We start from the raw sequence: 16552 nt of genomic DNA, 5'->3' as shown, positions 1-16552 counted from the left end.
CTCTTTTTTAAGAAATAATGAAAGGGATTTTAAAAATTTACCATCCGGAGGAGACCCTAAAATACAATATTAGAAACACTTATTGTAAAGCGGTCTACAGCAACCAGCAACATTTATTAGAGGTTGAAATTATAACGGATGACAGTTTGGATCATGTAGATGATGATTCATTACAGTACAACTTTCCGCAGCTTTCACTTGAAATTTTTGATTTTCCTATCGAATCGAAGGAAATAGAAGGGAAAGCGTTTAACATTAATGATACGGAAGAGGAAACTTACACGGAAGTGGATTTATTCGACGACGAGGATGCTTTTATCTATGATAATGAGCTCCTGTTTGAGAAAAATGAAGAAGGTGAGCTTCAGGTCATTTGGAAGGGTACTATCGACGATTTCTATACGGGATCAGATACGCCGATCCCATTCCGTTTAAAATGCGAATTTGGGCAGGATGACATCGATGTAGGCGACGAATAGCCTCTTTTTCATCCTTTTTATATCGAATTTCTTTTCAAAATTTCTTTTGGAAAGAAATTTGCTGTCTTTAAATCATAACAAACTTTAAGTTGTTTTTAAGCATTTTTTAAGAGAGCAATTCATAATATTCCACTACATTTGTCGTTAAAATTTTATAAAAATTCACATTAATGCTGTTAACGGAACTTACTCAGATTTTATTTGCACAGATTACTGCTCCGGCAGTGGCAACAGACGATTTAGAATTTTCATTTTGGAAAATTATGTTCCATGGTGGGGCTTTCGCTAAAATAGTGATGTTTATCGTTTTGGCTTTGGGTGTATTTTCTCTGTATCTTTTTTTTGAACGTTTTTTCTTTATCAAAAGGCTGACTTCAAAAACAGATACCAATTTCATGGAGAATATTGAAGATTTTATCAAAGAAGGAAAGATGGAAGCGGCAGCAGATTATGCTAAAAAACAGAACTCTCCGGAAGGAAGAATTTTGGAAAAAGGAATTTCAAGACTGGGGCGACCTGTTTCGGATATTGTAAGTGCTATGGAATCTCAGGCACAGATAGAAGTAGCCAATATGGAAAAAAACCTTAACCTCTTGGCTGTAGTACCGAGTATCGCTCCGATGCTGGGACTTCTTGGGACCGTTATCGGGATGATCATTGCATTCTTCAATCTGTCTCATGCTACAGGTTCTTTCTCGCCGAAAACATTGTCTGAGGGTATTTATACAGCATTAGGACAGACGGCAGTAGGTTTGGCTGTGGCGATTCCTGCTAACTTTTTCTACAATATTCTTTTAACAAGAATAGACAGATTTGTACTGAAAGCACAGAATATGTCCGGAGAATTTTTAGACCTTATCAACAAACCTTTATAAATCTTTCTTATGAAATCGCTTACAAAGATATTTTCTTTCAGACAGAAGTAGATAAAGCGATTCCATCTGACCATTAAAAAAGTAAAAAGAAACAGATGAAAATTCAGAGAAGAAATAAAGCGAATCCCGAATTCAGTTTGGCAGCGATGACCGATGTTATCTTGCTTATGCTGATATTCTTTATGATCACTTCATCAGCAGCCAATCAAAGCGCTATTGATGTGAAGTTACCAAAAGCGGGAGCAGTTGAAGATAATATTCCCAACCCTCTGACGGTAAGTATTAAACCGGACGGATCTTATTTTGTAGATGATAATCCAGTGGCGAGAGAGCAGTTGGAGTCTGTTATTGTCAGTAAATTAACGGGTCAGACGAATAAATCTTTTACCATCAGAGCCGATGAAAATACCATGCATAAAGATGTTGTTTTTGCCATGGAAATCGCTGAAAAGAATAAATTTAATATTGCTATTGCAACAGTTAAAGATAAATAACCTGTCCGGAACATCCGGAAAGAATCATTTAAAATGAAAAGTTACACCGTAGACAAAAACGAGCAAAACAAGGACAGGATAAAAAGTGCAATACTTTCTATTCTTATCTGGTGCGGGATTCTGCTTTTTGTTTTCCTATATAAATTAAAGCCTGAAATAGATAAGCAGCCGGATGAAGTGATTACGACAATGCTGGTTAATTTCGGTGATAACAGAAATGGAAATGGCATTGAAGAGCCCGCAGATCAACCGGGAAGTTTAGCTGCAGCTACGGAAGAAGTAACTCCTGAACCCGCTGAAACTCCTGTGCCGGAAACGAAAACGGTGATAAAACCTGAGCCGGCAGCAGAACCAAAGAAAGCAGAGGTAAAGGAAAAAGTAATTACCGGAACCAATTCTAAAGTTAGCGTTCCTAAGAAAGAAGAATCTAAAAAAACAGATAAGAAGACCGCAACAAGTGCAAGTGCTTCAAAAAATACAAAAAAAACGGGTGCAACTACAGCGAACTCTAAAACCGGAAATGGTGACGGAAAGGGAACAGCAGCCATCGGAAACCTGATCAGAGGGAGAGGAACCAAAGCAGGAAGCCAGGGAACGGGTGAAGGTATAGGAAATGCCGGAGATCCTTTAGGAGGTGACGGCAATGGAGACAGTAAAGTAGGAATAGACCGAAAACTGATAGGATATATACCGGGAACGATGGGAAGAGGAGGAGCCCAGCCCAGCAACAGCTGTACTGCAAGTGGAACTATTACAATAGCTTATACCGTAGATAAAGCTGGAAATGTTGTTTCTGCCAGAAGGACAGGAGGCACATCAGATCCCTGTATCTCTTCTACCGGGGTAGCGTGGGTCAAGAAATATGTAAAAGCTGAAAAAGCAAGTACCTCCTCAACCGGAAGTTATAAAATCACATTCTAAAATACAAAAGCACTTTATTCAAGTGCTTTTTTTATTTCATTAATTCTGTTGATTACCGGGAGGGCAAAAATTCCGCTGGTCTGAAGATAAAGTTCATAAAATGTTTTTGACTTGTCTAAAAAGTCCTTATTATCATCCTGTTTCCCTTTGAAGTAGAAAAGATTCCCCAGCATTTCATAATAATCTTTGTGATCTCTTTCCTGTCTTTCGCTGACAATCGCAATGATCTCTTCTTTGGTTTTTGAAGAAATAGCAGTGAAATCTATCTTGAAAATATCTTTCATTAAAGTATCAAAATCCAGTTCTTTCTGCATCAGACTTTCCTCAGGTTTGTCTAAGATCAGTTTTTCCAATGCTTGTGTTAACTGACGTATTAATCTTAATGTGAATTCTTTATCTGTGATCATAGTTGACTTTTTTTAGTTGCTGGTTTCTTGTTGCTTGTTTTGTAGCCTGGGTGCGCCAGTTTAATTGGACATATTTTAATAAATTATTTTTTTTCTTCCTAAAAGCTGATATTAATTTAGTTTTTCCTGGAATTTTTCATCTTGCTCAGGATAGACCTTTACGATTTTTGATAACTGGCTTACAGTTTCATCACAACGTGCCTGAGAATAAATCAGAAATCCAATGAAATCTCCTTTGACAACAAATTATGCGAAAAATAAATACGCCAGCACAATAGAGGTAATAACCCCCACCAAATCCGCCAGAAGCATAGCAATTACCGTATATCTTGTGTTCTTGACGGCTACTGCTCCGAAGTAAACCGCAATGACGTAAAACGTCGTATCTGAGCTTCCCTGAAGAACGGCTGCTAATTTCCCCTGAAAACTATCCGGTCCGAATGTAGCCATTGTATCCACCATCATTCCTCTGGCTCCGGAACCGGAAAGTGGTTTGATTAACGCAGTTGGAAGGCCGTCTACAAATCTTGGATCTGTTCCCAGAGTATTGGCGACCCATTTCATTCCATCAATAACCACATCAAAAACACCTGAAGTTCTCAATAAAGAAATGGCAATCAGCATTCCTACTAAATAGGGAATAATTTTAACACAGGTTGTAAATCCTTCCTTAGCACCCTCGATAAAAGCATCAAAAACATTGATTTTTTTATAAACAGCTCCCAGAACGATCGCAAGGAAGATGAAAAGAATCAACCCATTACTTAAAACCTGGCTGAAAGTATCCAGGTCGGTTTTGTTCAGCCCTGTCAAATACCATACAAGAAGGCCGATAAGTACCGAGACTCCACCTACATAAGCAAGAACAGCAGGTTTTAATAAATTGATTTTCTGATAAATGGAAACAATGATCATCGCTGCTAAAGTTGCCGCAAAAGTGGCAATCATGCAGTATAGAAAAATATCTGTGGGATTTTTGGATCCGGCAGAAGCCCTCAAAGCAATAATAGAAACAGGAATTAATGTCATTCCCCCTGCATGAAGACACAGAAACATGATCTGCGAATTGCTTGCGGTATCTTTATTGGGGTTTAAAGTCTGAAGACTTTCCATAGCTTTTAGACCAAACGGAGTGGCTGCGTTATCCAGTCCTAATAGATTAGCACTGAAATTCATCAGCATATGTCCGAAAGCCGGGTGGTTTTTAGGAATGTCAGGAAATAATTTTGAGAAGAATGGTTGGATTAAACGGCTTAAAAGATTAATCCCGCCTGCTTTCTCAGCAATACTCATGAATCCCATAAAAAGAGTCATGATTCCAATCAGGCCAATGCATATTTTTACAGCTGTTTCAGAGGTTCCGATCACACCGTCCGCTTCCTGAACTCTGTAGACTTTAACATTCTGTTTTAAAGAATCTGTTTTGTAATGGATTCTGCGGTCTGCAAAATCATTGTTTTTCATCAGACTGTCCCTTACCATTGGAGTAAGTGAGCTTATCGGCTGTGAGGCGATCTGAACCGTGTCACCGCCTTTCCCTACGACCATATCATTGAAGATGGTTTTGTAGTGGCCTGACGAAACGTATTTAATACTGGCAATGGCAATGGCAATGATAATGAAAGCCGACCAAATTCTGCTGAGGACCATTTAATTGAATTAAGATTGTTAAACTTATCAAAAAAACTTTAAACCACAAAGAGACAAAGTTTTTTAAACCCTTAAGTTTGTGAAAATCGTTGATTTTCATCTCATGTATATTTCAATACAGAATTATATTAAACTCAATTAAGCAGTCTAAAATGTTATTTTGAATAAGAATTTTATGATTTTACAGTGAGAATAAAAGAAATTACTCTTCCAGATAAACGAGATGTCCCTCAAAATGATCATCCAGATTTTTTAACACCTTTGCATCATCCATTTTCTTGACCAGGCTGTCGATAAAAAAGCTTTTCTCAAAAAACTGACGGTGAATGCCCGGAAGGAGTTCCATGAAATAATCCATACCAATTTTGTTGTTGTGAAGATCCATTTTGGTTTCCAGAGGTTGGTTAGGAAACAGTTCTTCATGCATATCCGTAATTCTTTTGCAGAAGCTCAGTGCTTTTTCCGGTGAGGAAACCTTGCAGCAGTACATCATGATGAAACAGCACCACAGTGCATGTCGGAATGCATTTCCTATCCCGTTATTGGAGGCTGTTTTAGGAAATTTTTTCTGTGCAATAGCAAAAGCCTGAACCGTTGCATGAAAACTTAATAATGCAAAAAGAGGATGGGGAAGGAGCAGTGATAAAAGACGCATGATCTTTTTCAGGCTCATGCTTCGGATGGTATTAAAAAATATCTTAAAAGTCCTCATAAATAAAAATCTCTCCCTAATTAGAGAGAGACTGTATAGTGTTTGTTACAAATCTTAAGCGTTTACAGCCAATAAATTTACTGTTTTGGCTACGGTATCTTTAATTTCAGTTCTTTTTACGATGAAATCTACAAATCCTTTTTCCTGTAGGAATTCAGAGGTCTGGAAACCTTCAGGAAGATCTCTTCCGATCGTTTCACGGATAACTCTAGGACCTGCAAAACCGATTAATGCTCCTGGCTCAGCCATGATAATATCAGCGGTCATCGCAAAAGAAGCTGTAATTCCTCCAAATGTAGGGTCACAAAGGTAGGCGATATATAGAAGTCCAGCTTCAGAAAGCTGAGCAAGCTTAGCCTGTACTTTTGCAAGCTGCATCAGAGAGTAGGTTGCCTCCTGCATTCTCGCTCCTCCGGACTGACAGATAATCATGTACGGAAGTTTGTTGGCGATACAGTAATCCACTGCTCTTCTGATTTTTTCACCCATTACAGAACCTAAAGATCCACCGATAAAAGCGAAATCCATACATGAAACTACCATCTCAGTTCCTTTTACGGTTCCTACAGCATTTCTGATAGAGTCTGTAAGTTTTGTTTTTGCTCTTACTTCTTTTAGACGGTCTTTGTAAGGTTTCGTATCCTTGAAGTTTAAGATATCAATACTTTCCACATTGGCATCCAGTTCAGTGAACTTACCTTCGTCAAAAAGGATCTCAAAAAATTCTGCACTTCCTATTCTTACGTGAAATCCGTCTTCAGGAGAAACGTAGCTGTTTCTTCTCAATTCATCATGCTCCACTATTTTTCCTGATGGAGTCTGATGCCAAAGGCCTTTGGGAACATCCTTTTTTTCATCAGTAGAGGTGGTAATGTTTTTTGCTTTTCTTTTAAACCAGTCGAATGCCATTTTCTTTGTATTAGGGTATAAATGTAAAATGTATTAATGTAAACAATATCCGTTATGAATACTTTTTACATTAATACAAATGTACAGTTCTTATTTTAAAGTATTTACGTTATTTAAGTCTTCAAACGCTTTAACCAGTCTTGTAGAGAAAGTTTCTTCACCTTTTCTCACCCAAACTCTTGGGTCATAGAATTTCTTGTTTGGTTTTTCTGCTCCTTCAGGGTTTCCGATTTGTGCTCTTAAATAATCAATGTTGTTCACCATATAATCTCTCACGCCTTCCGTATAAGCAAACTGAAGGTCAGTGTCGATATTCATTTTGATAACCCCGTAGTCGATGGCTTCTCTGATCTCTTCTAAAGAAGATCCTGAACCACCGTGGAATACGAAATTAACAGGTTTGTCTGCTGTTCCGAATTTCTCCTGAACATATTTCTGTGAGTTGTCAAGGATTTTTGGGGTAAGAACCACGTTTCCTGGCTTGTAAACTCCGTGTACATTACCGAATGCTGCTGCAATGGTAAAGTTGTCAGAAATCGCTTTTAATTTTTCATACGTATACGCGATATCTTCCGGTTGAGTATATAATTTAGAATTATCCACATCAGAATTGTCCACACCATCTTCTTCTCCACCTGTAACACCGATTTCAACCTCTAAAGTCATCTGCATTTTAGCCATTCTTTCGAAATATTGAGCTGAAATTTCCAGATTCTCTTCCAAAGACTCTTCAGAAAGGTCTAGCATGTGAGAAGAATAAAGAGATTTTCCTGTCTGCTTGTAGTGCTCTTCACTTGCATCCAATAATCCATCGATCCAAGGTAATAATTTCTTAGCACAGTGGTCGGTATGTAAAATAACAGTTGCTCCGTAAGCTTCTGCAAGAGTATGAATATGTTTTGCTCCAGCGATAGATCCTAAAATTGCTGCTTTCTGACCGTCATTGCTTAATCCTTTTCCTGCGTTGAAAGCTGCTCCACCGTTTGAAAACTGGATGATTACAGGAGAGTTTAATTTCGCTGCGGTTTCCATAACAGCATTTACATTGCTTGAACCAATTACGTTTACTGCAGGCAGTGCAAATTTGTTTTCTTTAGCGTACTGAAAAATATCAGTAACTAATTGACCTGTGGCAACTCCTGCCGGAAAAATTCTGCTCATGTTTTACTTTTTATTTTAAATTATTAGGCTTTTTTAAAATTCCTGTAAAGGTAATCATTTTTGAGGAATTACTAATTTCTTTTGTCCCTGCCCCAAAGGAGCTTCTGACGAATCGTTTCGTAGAAACTTAAATGGTTGGGCTGTACCAGAAGGATCTGGAAATCTGCCTTTTTGATGATAATTTCTTTGTCTGTTTCTATATGGATCAATCTTGAATCCAGTGAAAGAGAATACTGAGGTACCCTGCTTTCCACTTTAAATTTGATTTCTACCCTGTCATTCACGACTAACGGTCGTACATTCAGATTGTGTGGCGCAATAGGTGTAATGACAAAATTTTCGTTGTTAGGTGAAATGATAGGTCCTCCACAGCTTAGTGAGTACGCTGTAGATCCTGTAGGAGTGGAAACGATAACGCCATCTCCCCAGAATACATTTAAAAACTCATCATTGATGTAAGAGTCTACCGTAATCATTGATGTGGTTTCTTTTCTGGATACCGTAACATCATTCAGTGCATACGGAAAAAAGTCATCGGATCTTGGAGAAACTATTTCAATAACTGCACGTCGGCTTGTTTTCACATCACCTTTTAAAATAGCATCCAGTTCTTTGAAAGCTTCTTCTTTCGTAAAGCTTGCTAAAAATCCTAATCGTCCTGTGTTGACCCCCACAATAGGAATCTCCAGATCTTCGATAAAGGTCAGAGAATTCACAATTGTTCCATCTCCTCCAAAAGTAAAGAAAAGATCTACTTCCTTATCGAGAAGATCCTGCTTGTTGTTGAATGTTTCAAATATTTTTGAGAACTGAAGCGCTTCAGCCATTTCATCGTACAGAACAGATTTTACGCCTCTGGTTTCAAGTTCTGAAATAAACTTACTTAAATATAAAAAAGTATCGAGGTCTTTTTTCTGAGAATATATGGCTGCCTTCATATTATATTTCTATGAATTTTTGGAAAAATCCGAACCGGTCCTTAAAGAGGTCTGATTTTTCATCAGAATAGTATTTTTCAACAATTCTGTAATCGTACCGGTCAAAAGTAGCGTCTATCGAGGAAAGATTTTCGTTACTGATCTTTATGGTCACATGAATTACTTCATCGGACATAAAGGTGATAAACCCTCCGTAGAATTTCGAGTTGTTGCTTTCCACAATATTGGCGATCTCCGTCATTGAGTATTTTCTGGCCGGTGTTTCTATCGTAAGGATAGCTCCGCTTTCTGAAAATAGGGGATAACGGGAAAGATTCTGGAAAATATCTTCACAGGTAATATACCCAAGATATTTTTCATTTTTGTTGATCACCGGGATTACATTGGCACTGAAGGTATAGAACAGACGGATGCTGTCCATAATATTATTGTCTTCCAGAATAGCAAAACGCTCAATCTGATGTTCAAGATCTTTCAGTGTCCCTTCGCCTTCATACAGAAAATCTTCTGCGATGGCTCCGTAGAAGTGGTGGGACTTTTTAATGAAAATATGGGAATATCCGAAATCCTCTAATGTGTTCCTTGCTGATTCTATTGAGTCAGTAAGGCTAAAACACGGAAAGTCTTTTGAGATATAATCCTTGATAAACATTGTGCTAATTTATAAAAAATTAAATGAAACTTTTTCTCAAAACATCATTTTTTTTAGAGAAAAATAAAAAAAATGATGTTAAAGTTTGTTCGTAAATAAAAAAAAGGTATCTTTGTCGCCTTTCATTTTTACTTTTTATTAGATTTATTTCAAACTGCACTGTCTTTTAAGGACATATGCAGTTTTTTTATTTTAGGGCTTTTGCAAATTCCCACATCACAATTCCACCGCATACACTTACATTCAGAGAGTGCTTGGTTCCCAACTGAGGAATCTCCAAAAATATATCGATATTAGGAAGAGCTTCATCGCTTATTCCTTCCACTTCATTTCCTAAGATCAATGCATATTTTTTTGACTTATCAATGCTGAAATCTGTAATCATCATACTGTCTGTGGTCTGCTCGATTCCTATGATCTCGTAACCACGGCTTTTATAATCGCTGATTGCTGTATTGATATCACTTTCATGCCCCCAGTCTACGCTTTCAGTAGCTCCCAACGCAGCTTTGTGAATTTCACGGTGCGGAGGTTGTGGGGTAATCCCGCAAAGAATAATTTTTTCGATCAGAAAAGCATCTGCGGTTCTGAAAGAGGCACCCACGTTGTGCATGCTTCTAAGATTGTCTAAAATAATGACCAATGGAATTTTCTCAACCTTTTTGAATGTTTCTACATCTATTCTGTTAAGTTCTTCCAGTTTTAATTTCTGTACCAATTGTTTTATTTTGTTGAGATTAATTTTCCGTCTCGGTATACCTCCGTCTTTTCAACGCTTCCGTCTTCACGGTAATGAACCCTCGTTCCATTCCATTTATCGTTGGCAAATTCTGTTTCACGCTGTACCTTTCCTGACGGGTAAAGTGACTTCCATTTTCCGGTTGCCAATCCGTTTTCGTACAGTCCGATCTGCTTCACCGACTTCCCGTTTTCATAAAAGACTTTACTTTCCCCATGTAATTTAGCAAATTTATAATTAGAAATTTCCGAAACTACACCGGAAGGGGTATAAAAAGTAGCTGTAAAGCTGTTGTCATAAATGTTTTTGTCTCCATTTCTGAAATTTTCTTTAGAGGTAAGAACACCATTTTTGTCATAATATACCCATTCTTTTACCTTAAAGTCTTTTTTATACTCTCCTTTAGCCTGAAGTTTTCCGTTTTCATGATAATAAACGGCATCACCTTCAACTTTTCCCTTTTTCCATTCAAGGATTTGTTTTACCTGCCCGTTGTCATAGAATGCTTTACAGGATCCTTCCTGCAATCCGTCTTTGAATCCGCATGGTTTTTGTGCTATTGCCCAAGATGATGCGGTAATTATTAGCATAAATATGTATTTCATAGATTTTTTTATTTCAAAAATAGCAAAATACTTATATTTGAAATAAAAATATAGTATGAAAAAAATATCCACTTTACTGCTGTTGGTATTCACTTTTATATTAACACAGGCCCAGAATACGTATTACCCGCAGGCATTTTTTGATAAAAAACTGGCCAGAGAGATGCTGAGCTTTGGAAATTCTACCATCGAAGGAGTAGCTTCCACAAAACAGAAAGGAAAATTCGGGATAAAACCTCTTATTGGAGGCAGGCACTATGCACCAAAAGGAACCGTGGTGATGCTTTTCCCTGTAACACCTTATTTTGAAGAGTTTTACAGTATGAGAAGGAAATATGAAAATAAAAAAACAACCGTATATATGTCTGAAGATGCTTTTAAATATAAACTTGAAGCGCTGACAGATGATTACGGAAGATTTAAGTTTGAAAAACTAAAACCCGGAAAATACTACCTGGAAACTATCGTGAATTTTACCGCAACCGGCAGCTATCAGGAACAGACCGGAAGGACAGATTCTTACAATGTATATGGAGGTTATCTGTATTCTTCGCCCATATACCAGACGTTTTTCTATGGTTATTCTGCTGCAAACAGGGAAAGTGAATTTGTTGAAGTAAAACAAGACGGAGAAATCAAAGAAATCAACCTTTAAGGTTGATTTTTACTTTTTCAAGCCCATAATCTGGTGAACGTTCTTCTCAATATTCTGTGCCAGTGCTTCCATTGGGATATCATTTTCATCATTATTAAATGGATCTTCAATTTCTTCCGCGATCATTTCCAGACTCATCAATACGTAATAAACAAAAACCGTTAAGGGAATCATGAAGAGCCCGATGTTGATGACATAAGCAATCGGCAAAGCAAAAACGTAAAGAATAATAAACTTCTTGATAAACGAAGAATAAGAATAGGGAATCGGTGTGTTTTTAATTCTTTCGCAACCCCCGCAGACATCCAGAAACCCCGATAACTGAGTATCCAGATACAACATTTCAATATCTGAAATCTTTCCCTCCTTTTTCAGCTGGGTTAGCTTATAAGTTAGCAAAATTACAATTTCGCTGGGACCATGATGTTTCAGGGATTTTTCAATTTCAGAATAATCTTCATCCAAGGCCAGCCTGGTTGATTCCTGAGAAAGATGTTTAGCAAGAAAATGGGGGAAGTATTTTAAATACCTTGCGATCTGTTCTGCGTTTTGCCTGTCATCGCCTAAAATAGCATTGATCTTCACTGCAAAATTTCTAGTGTCATTCACCAGTTTTCCCCAAAGTTTTCTGCCTTCCCACCATCTGTCGTAGGCGGTGTTTGTTCTAAAAACGAGAAGTAAAGAAAGGACAAAGCCGAGCAGGGAATGGATCATTCCGACATTACTGATTCCTGATTTGGTGGTAAGGTGGAGGTATTCCACTTCCAGATACTGAATTCCCCATGAATAGAGTCCTATAAGGATCATTGTCGGAAAAAGGATCTTCATCGTATCGCTTTTGTGCATACTGAAAAGGATCTTCAGGAAATGCTTTGTGTTGTAGGCTCTCATAAATCAGGTTAGTCTTACAAATATAATTTTTTCATTTTATCTCTCGCTGATCAGGTACCTTAAAATAAGTTTAAAAATGAAAACGTTCGGCGAATTTTCCCGGACTGATTGATCAAATGGATACAGATTATTTAAAAGATAAAGCAACCTGCCGGAAATAAATGATCTCCTGCCTGCATTTTTAATTTTCTCAGATTTTGAAAAAACACTATTTTTATTCCGCACTAAATAATAAAATCATAAGATGATCCTCGAAAACGTAGATACAGTCAGCGATATCAGTAAAGAAGATTTTCAGAAGAATTATTTCAAAACACACAAGCCGCTTTTGATCAAAAATTTTGCAGCAAGGTGGGAGGCTTTTGATCGGTGGAACCTGGAATATATCCGTGAAAAAGCAGGTGATCAGGAAGTTCCGCTGTATGACAATAAACCTTCTGATGCTTCAAAAAGTTCAGATGCGCCGGTTACCCATATGAAAATGATGGATTATATCGACAGGATAAAAAGCGGACCTTCTGATTTGCGCATCTTCTTTTACATCATCACCGACAGGCTTCCGGAATTGCTGAAAAATTTCACCTATCCTGATTTGGGAATTAAGTTTTTTAAAAGACTCCCAACGCTTTTCTTCGGAGGAAGTGATGCTCATGTTCTGATGCATTATGACGTAGATCTCGGAGATTTTCTTCACATTCATTTCGAAGGTAAAAAGAGGATTCTGCTATTTGACCAGAAACAATCTGCTTTTTTATACAAGGTGCCGCTCTCCGTACATACCGTTTACGATATAGATTATGAAAATCCTGATTATGAAAAGTTTCCAGCTTTGCAGTATGCTAAAGGATATGAGATTTTCATGGAACATGGTGATGCGCTGTTCATTCCTGGAGCGTTCTGGCATTTCAACAGGTATCTGGAGCCGGGTTTTTCTATGTCACTCAGAGCTCTGCCCAATAAACCTGGGGTTTTTGGCAATATGCTCTATCATGTTTTTATCATGAGGTATACGGACAAAATTCTTCGTAAGCTATTTAAAGCTAAATGGGTGAATTACAAACAGAAATGGGCTTATGAAAAAGGGACAGAAGCTTTTGAAAAGAAGAAACGTTCGGTGAAATAAATGTTCTTATTCATTGATCAGTCCGAATATTTTGGCATCCACAAATTTTCCTTTTTCAAAAAAGTAGTCGCGGAGGGTTCCTTCCTCTTTAAAATTTAAAGACTGCAAAAGTTTTTCTGAAGAAATATTTGAGGGATCGATAAAGGCATCTACACGGTGAAGCCTCATACTTTCGAATCCATAGATAAGAATAGGGAGAATCGCTTCTTTCATATAAGAATTTCTCCAGAATTTAGGGTTAAGCTCATAGCCGATTTCTGCACGGGAATGGTCCGGAAACCAGTTGTGATAACCGCATGTGCCGATAACTTTTTTTTCAGATTTTAATTCCAGTGCCCATCGGAATCCCTTTCCTTTCTCGAATTCAGTATTAAAATGGCGGATGATCTTTTGGGCATCTTCCAATGTCCTGAAAGTTTCCAAATCATAATATTCCATGACTTCATCCAACGAAAAATATTCAAACAGATCTTCTGCATCATTAGAGGTAAGCTGTCTTAAAATAAGTCTTTCAGTTTCTAAAACCGGATAAGTCATCGTATTTATTTTACTGAAAAATACAATAATTATTTTGTTCTGAAATACATAAGTGTGATTTTTGATCTCCATAGCGAGATTAATTTCATCACAATTTCAAACCCTGAATTTATTTTAATTAAATTTGGGGCTCATTTTTTATTATGGCAAAGACGAAGAAGGAAACCCCGTTAATGACGCAGTACAATACCATTAAGGCAAAATACCCTGATGCACTGCTTTTGTTCCGGGTTGGAGACTTTTATGAAACTTTCGGGCAGGATGCCGTGAGAACATCTCAGATTTTAGGAATTGTCCTTACCAAAAGAGCTAATGGTGACGGACATATAGAGCTGGCGGGATTTCCACATCACTCAGTAGATTCTTACCTTCCAAAGTTGGTAAGAGCCGGAATGAGAGTGGCTATCTGCGATCAGCTGGAAGATCCTAAAACAGTCAAAGGAATCGTTAAAAGAGGAGTTACAGAGCTTGTAACACCCGGAGTTACGTTCAATGATCAGGTTTTGAATTCAAAAAAGAACAATTTCCTGCTTTCTCTCCATAAAGAAAAGGAAAAGTATGGAATTGCCATGGTAGACGTTTCTACCGGAGAATTTTTGGTGAGTGAAGGGAATTTGGATAAGATCCTCCACATCGTCAATACTTTTGATCCGAGTGAAATCGTCTTTCAGAGAAGTGTTCAGTTGCCTGAACAGCTTAAAAACAAAAGTGCCTTTAAGCTCGAAGACTGGGCTTTTCAGTATAATTTTGCCTACGAGAAACTGACTTCCCACTTTAAAACTAATTCCTTAAAAGGTTTTGGAATTGAAAATCTTCCGCTCGCGATTACAGCAGCTGGAGCTATTTTCGCATACCTGGTAGAAGATACCCATCATAATCTGCTTGCCCATATTACGAAACTTCAGATCATTCCGCAGGAAGATTATCTGATGATGGATAATTTTACCCTGAGAAACCTTGAAATAGTCTATCCAAGCAATCCTCAGGGAAAATCACTGCTGGATATTATCGATAAAACATCTACTCCTATGGGAGGAAGATTATTGAGAAGAAGGATTATTCTTCCCTTAAAATCTGTAGATGAGATCATGAGAAGGCTTTCTCTGATTGATTTTCTTAATGAAAATGATCTTCTTAAATATGAAATCTGCCAGCTGTTAAAGTCCATTTCGGATCTTGACCGATTGATGGGAAAACTGGCTGCAGAAAAGATATCCCCTAAAGAACTGGGCTACCTGCGCCAAAGTCTGATCAATATTCATCAGATAAAAGCTTTGCTGCATCCACATGCCGATGTTCTGGCCTGGCTGGAACCTCTGTTTGATATGGAAGAGCTGATCAAGTTTTTACAGAATCATTTGAATGAAGAGCTTCCGGTTAATATTTCAAAAGGAAACATTATTAAGGCGAGCATATCGGAAGAGCTCGACAGGCTCAGAAATCTTCAAAGCAAAGGACGTGGATTTCTGGACGAAATGTGTCAGAGAGAAATTGAAAGAACAGGGATATCAAGCCTTAAAATAGATTTTAATAATGTTTTCGGGTATTATATCGAAGTAAGGAATGCCCATAAAGATAAAGTTCCGGGAGACTGGCTAAGAAAGCAGACACTTGTGAATGCCGAACGTTATATCACTGAAGAACTGAAAGAATATGAAAGTCAGATCCTTGGAGCCGAAGAAAAAATTGGCGTCCTTGAAAACGAACTGTACAGGAATGTTTGCGCTGAAACAATGGTGTACATGGATCAGATCCAGGGGAACTCCAATATCATAGCACAGATTGATGTGGCAGCAGGACTTTCAGAATTAGCAGTATCAGAGAGTTATACAAAACCCGTTCTGAATCAGGGCTATGCTATTGATCTCAAAGAAGCCAGGCATCCGATTATTGAAAATGCACTTCCTTTAGGAGAAAAATATATTCCGAACGATATCTTTTTGGACAAGGACTCGCAGCAGATCATCATGGTTACAGGTCCGAACATGGCCGGTAAATCAGCGATCCTACGTCAGACTGCGATCGTTTGTCTTTTGGCTCAGATCGGGAGTTTTGTGCCTGCAAAGCATGCTGAGATCGGGGTTTTGGATAAAATATTTACAAGGGTAGGAGCGACCGATAATATTTCTGCAGGAGAATCAACTTTCATGGTGGAAATGAATGAAGCGGCCAATATTCTGAATAATATCTCAGAACGTAGTCTGATCCTTTTAGATGAGATCGGACGTGGAACCTCTACCTATGACGGGGTATCCATTGCCTGGGCTATCGCGGAATATCTTCATCAGCATACCACACAGGCAAAAACCTTATTCGCAACGCATTATCATGAGTTAAATGAAATGACTGTAAATTTTGAAAGAGTGAAAAATTTCCACGTTTCTATTCAGGAAAACAAAGGAAATATCATCTTCCTGAGAAAGCTGGTTCCGGGAGGCAGTGAACACAGTTTCGGTATTCATGTTGCTAAGCTGGCAGGAATGCCCGCAAAGGTGGTGAACAGAGCCAATGAGATCCTGAAAACCCTCGAAGCAAGCCGTTCACAAAGCAATAATACTTCTGACAGTATCAAGAGAGTCACAGAACAAAATATGCAGCTTTCTTTTTTCCAGCTCGATGATCCTGTTTTGGAAAATATCCGTGAAGAACTCACTAAAATAGACATCAATACTTTGACACCTATCGAAGCGTTAATGAAACTGAATTCGATAAAAAAAATGATTGGAGGATAAGAAATGAAAGGTGATCCAGGAATCAAAACAATGCTAAAATAAAGAAATGACTGGACAAATTCCAGTCATTTC

The 16552-nt window shown here is 37.9% G+C and carries 18 protein-coding genes; 7 read left to right on the top strand and 11 right to left on the bottom strand.

Going from position 1 to position 16552, the window contains the following annotated elements; translation table 11 throughout:
- Positions 1-17 precede the first annotated feature (17 nt).
- From IW16_RS03240 to IW16_RS03225, 4 genes are all read left to right on the top strand, one after another.
- Complete coding sequence (locus IW16_RS03240; protein ID WP_034739645.1) at positions 18-479, top strand: hypothetical protein; 462 nt, start codon at positions 18-20, stop codon at positions 477-479.
- A 170-nt stretch (positions 480-649) separates the two neighbouring features.
- Complete coding sequence (locus tag IW16_RS03235; protein ID WP_034739642.1) at positions 650-1354, top strand: MotA/TolQ/ExbB proton channel family protein; 705 nt, start codon at positions 650-652, stop codon at positions 1352-1354.
- A 95-nt stretch (positions 1355-1449) separates the two neighbouring features.
- Positions 1450-1848 (top strand): ExbD/TolR family protein, encoded by a 399-nt coding sequence (locus tag IW16_RS03230; RefSeq protein WP_034739639.1) that lies wholly within the window; start codon positions 1450-1452, stop codon positions 1846-1848.
- A 33-nt stretch (positions 1849-1881) separates the two neighbouring features.
- Positions 1882-2769, top strand: coding sequence for an energy transducer TonB (locus IW16_RS03225; protein ID WP_034739637.1), 888 nt, complete (start codon positions 1882-1884; stop codon positions 2767-2769).
- 14 nt (positions 2770-2783) lie between these two features.
- Here IW16_RS03225 and IW16_RS03220 read toward each other — a convergent pair whose 3' ends face one another.
- The 9 genes from IW16_RS03220 to IW16_RS03180 form a co-directional block, all read right to left on the bottom strand.
- The gene (locus tag IW16_RS03220) at positions 2784-3176 is read right to left on the bottom strand and encodes a hypothetical protein (RefSeq protein WP_034739635.1); all 393 of its coding nucleotides are present in this window, start codon (positions 3174-3176) and stop codon (positions 2784-2786) included.
- A 246-nt stretch (positions 3177-3422) separates the two neighbouring features.
- The gene (locus IW16_RS03215) at positions 3423-4826 is read right to left on the bottom strand and encodes a nucleoside recognition domain-containing protein (protein ID WP_034739633.1); all 1404 of its coding nucleotides are present in this window, start codon (positions 4824-4826) and stop codon (positions 3423-3425) included.
- A 202-nt stretch (positions 4827-5028) separates the two neighbouring features.
- Positions 5029-5538 (bottom strand): DUF6973 domain-containing protein, encoded by a 510-nt coding sequence (locus IW16_RS03210; protein WP_034739630.1) that lies wholly within the window; start codon positions 5536-5538, stop codon positions 5029-5031.
- Between the two features lie 54 nt (positions 5539-5592).
- Positions 5593-6447 (bottom strand): acetyl-CoA carboxylase, carboxyltransferase subunit beta, encoded by an 855-nt coding sequence (gene accD, locus IW16_RS03205; RefSeq protein WP_034739627.1) that lies wholly within the window; start codon positions 6445-6447, stop codon positions 5593-5595.
- Between the two features lie 90 nt (positions 6448-6537).
- Positions 6538-7608: a class II fructose-bisphosphate aldolase gene (fbaA, locus tag IW16_RS03200; RefSeq protein WP_034739625.1), complete on the bottom strand. Its 1071-nt coding sequence runs from the start codon at positions 7606-7608 to the stop codon at positions 6538-6540.
- 71 nt (positions 7609-7679) lie between these two features.
- Entirely contained in the window at positions 7680-8546 is an 867-nt protein-coding gene (locus IW16_RS03195; RefSeq protein ID WP_034739623.1) for an NAD kinase, read from the bottom strand.
- A 1-nt stretch (position 8547) separates the two neighbouring features.
- A complete protein-coding gene (locus tag IW16_RS03190; protein WP_034739621.1) occupies positions 8548-9198 on the bottom strand; it encodes a CBS domain-containing protein in 651 nt (216 codons plus the stop codon).
- Between the two features lie 187 nt (positions 9199-9385).
- A complete protein-coding gene (locus tag IW16_RS03185; RefSeq protein WP_034739619.1) occupies positions 9386-9916 on the bottom strand; it encodes an RNA methyltransferase in 531 nt (176 codons plus the stop codon).
- 5 nt (positions 9917-9921) lie between these two features.
- The gene (locus IW16_RS03180) at positions 9922-10527 is read right to left on the bottom strand and encodes a toxin-antitoxin system YwqK family antitoxin (RefSeq protein WP_223878106.1); all 606 of its coding nucleotides are present in this window, start codon (positions 10525-10527) and stop codon (positions 9922-9924) included.
- 70 nt (positions 10528-10597) lie between these two features.
- Between IW16_RS03180 and IW16_RS03175 the strand changes: the two genes are divergently transcribed.
- Positions 10598-11197: a hypothetical protein gene (locus tag IW16_RS03175; RefSeq protein ID WP_034739615.1), complete on the top strand. Its 600-nt coding sequence runs from the start codon at positions 10598-10600 to the stop codon at positions 11195-11197.
- Between the two features lie 9 nt (positions 11198-11206).
- Here the strand turns inward: IW16_RS03175 and IW16_RS03170 are convergent, their stop codons facing one another.
- The gene (locus IW16_RS03170; protein WP_034739612.1) at positions 11207-12088 is read right to left on the bottom strand and encodes a bestrophin family protein; all 882 of its coding nucleotides are present in this window, start codon (positions 12086-12088) and stop codon (positions 11207-11209) included.
- Positions 12089-12332: 244 nt separating this feature from the next.
- On the opposite strand from IW16_RS03170, the gene IW16_RS03165 reads away from it, so the two are divergent.
- Entirely contained in the window at positions 12333-13211 is an 879-nt protein-coding gene (locus tag IW16_RS03165) for a cupin-like domain-containing protein (RefSeq protein ID WP_034739610.1), read from the top strand.
- Positions 13212-13217: 6 nt separating this feature from the next.
- Here IW16_RS03165 and IW16_RS03160 read toward each other — a convergent pair whose 3' ends face one another.
- A complete protein-coding gene (locus tag IW16_RS03160; RefSeq protein ID WP_228376900.1) occupies positions 13218-13820 on the bottom strand; it encodes a GNAT family N-acetyltransferase in 603 nt (200 codons plus the stop codon).
- A gap of 71 nt (positions 13821-13891) precedes the next feature.
- Here IW16_RS03160 and mutS point away from each other — a divergent pair, with 71 nt between their 5' ends.
- Positions 13892-16480, top strand: a complete 2589-nt coding sequence (gene mutS, locus IW16_RS03155; RefSeq protein WP_034739607.1) for a DNA mismatch repair protein MutS — start codon at positions 13892-13894, stop codon at positions 16478-16480.
- Positions 16481-16552 lie beyond the last annotated feature (72 nt).

It is taken from the genome of Chryseobacterium vrystaatense (genome assembly GCF_000737765.1).
Classification (GTDB): Bacteria; Bacteroidota; Bacteroidia; order Flavobacteriales; family Weeksellaceae; genus Chryseobacterium; species Chryseobacterium vrystaatense.
Note: the sequence above shows the minus strand (reverse complement) of the source record. Positions and strands in the feature narration are given on the sequence as shown.

Excerpts from the sequence above, each read along its gene's own strand:
- IW16_RS03195 (WP_034739623.1), bottom strand. The coding sequence starts at position 8,546 with ATGAAGGCAGCCATATATTCTCAGAAAAAAGACCTCGATACTTTTTTA.
- IW16_RS03180 (WP_223878106.1), bottom strand. The coding sequence starts at position 10,527 with ATGCTAATAATTACCGCATCATCTTGGGCAATAGCACAAAAACCATGC.
- IW16_RS03210 (WP_034739630.1), bottom strand. The coding sequence starts at position 5,538 with ATGAGGACTTTTAAGATATTTTTTAATACCATCCGAAGCATGAGCCTG.
- IW16_RS03225 (WP_034739637.1), top strand. The coding sequence starts at position 1,882 with ATGAAAAGTTACACCGTAGACAAAAACGAGCAAAACAAGGACAGGATA.
- IW16_RS03175 (WP_034739615.1), top strand. The coding sequence starts at position 10,598 with ATGAAAAAAATATCCACTTTACTGCTGTTGGTATTCACTTTTATATTA.
- IW16_RS03165 (WP_034739610.1), top strand. The coding sequence starts at position 12,333 with ATGATCCTCGAAAACGTAGATACAGTCAGCGATATCAGTAAAGAAGAT.
- IW16_RS03235 (WP_034739642.1), top strand. The coding sequence starts at position 650 with ATGCTGTTAACGGAACTTACTCAGATTTTATTTGCACAGATTACTGCT.
- fbaA (WP_034739625.1), bottom strand. The coding sequence starts at position 7,608 with ATGAGCAGAATTTTTCCGGCAGGAGTTGCCACAGGTCAATTAGTTACT.
- IW16_RS03170 (WP_034739612.1), bottom strand. The coding sequence starts at position 12,088 with ATGAGAGCCTACAACACAAAGCATTTCCTGAAGATCCTTTTCAGTATG.
- IW16_RS03230 (WP_034739639.1), top strand. The coding sequence starts at position 1,450 with ATGAAAATTCAGAGAAGAAATAAAGCGAATCCCGAATTCAGTTTGGCA.
- IW16_RS03240 (WP_034739645.1), top strand. The coding sequence starts at position 18 with ATGAAAGGGATTTTAAAAATTTACCATCCGGAGGAGACCCTAAAATAC.
- IW16_RS03215 (WP_034739633.1), bottom strand. The coding sequence starts at position 4,826 with ATGGTCCTCAGCAGAATTTGGTCGGCTTTCATTATCATTGCCATTGCC.
- accD (WP_034739627.1), bottom strand. The coding sequence starts at position 6,447 with ATGGCATTCGACTGGTTTAAAAGAAAAGCAAAAAACATTACCACCTCT.
- mutS (WP_034739607.1), top strand. The coding sequence starts at position 13,892 with ATGGCAAAGACGAAGAAGGAAACCCCGTTAATGACGCAGTACAATACC.
- IW16_RS03190 (WP_034739621.1), bottom strand. The coding sequence starts at position 9,198 with ATGTTTATCAAGGATTATATCTCAAAAGACTTTCCGTGTTTTAGCCTT.
- IW16_RS03220 (WP_034739635.1), bottom strand. The coding sequence starts at position 3,176 with ATGATCACAGATAAAGAATTCACATTAAGATTAATACGTCAGTTAACA.
- IW16_RS03160 (WP_228376900.1), bottom strand. The coding sequence starts at position 13,820 with ATGGAGATCAAAAATCACACTTATGTATTTCAGAACAAAATAATTATT.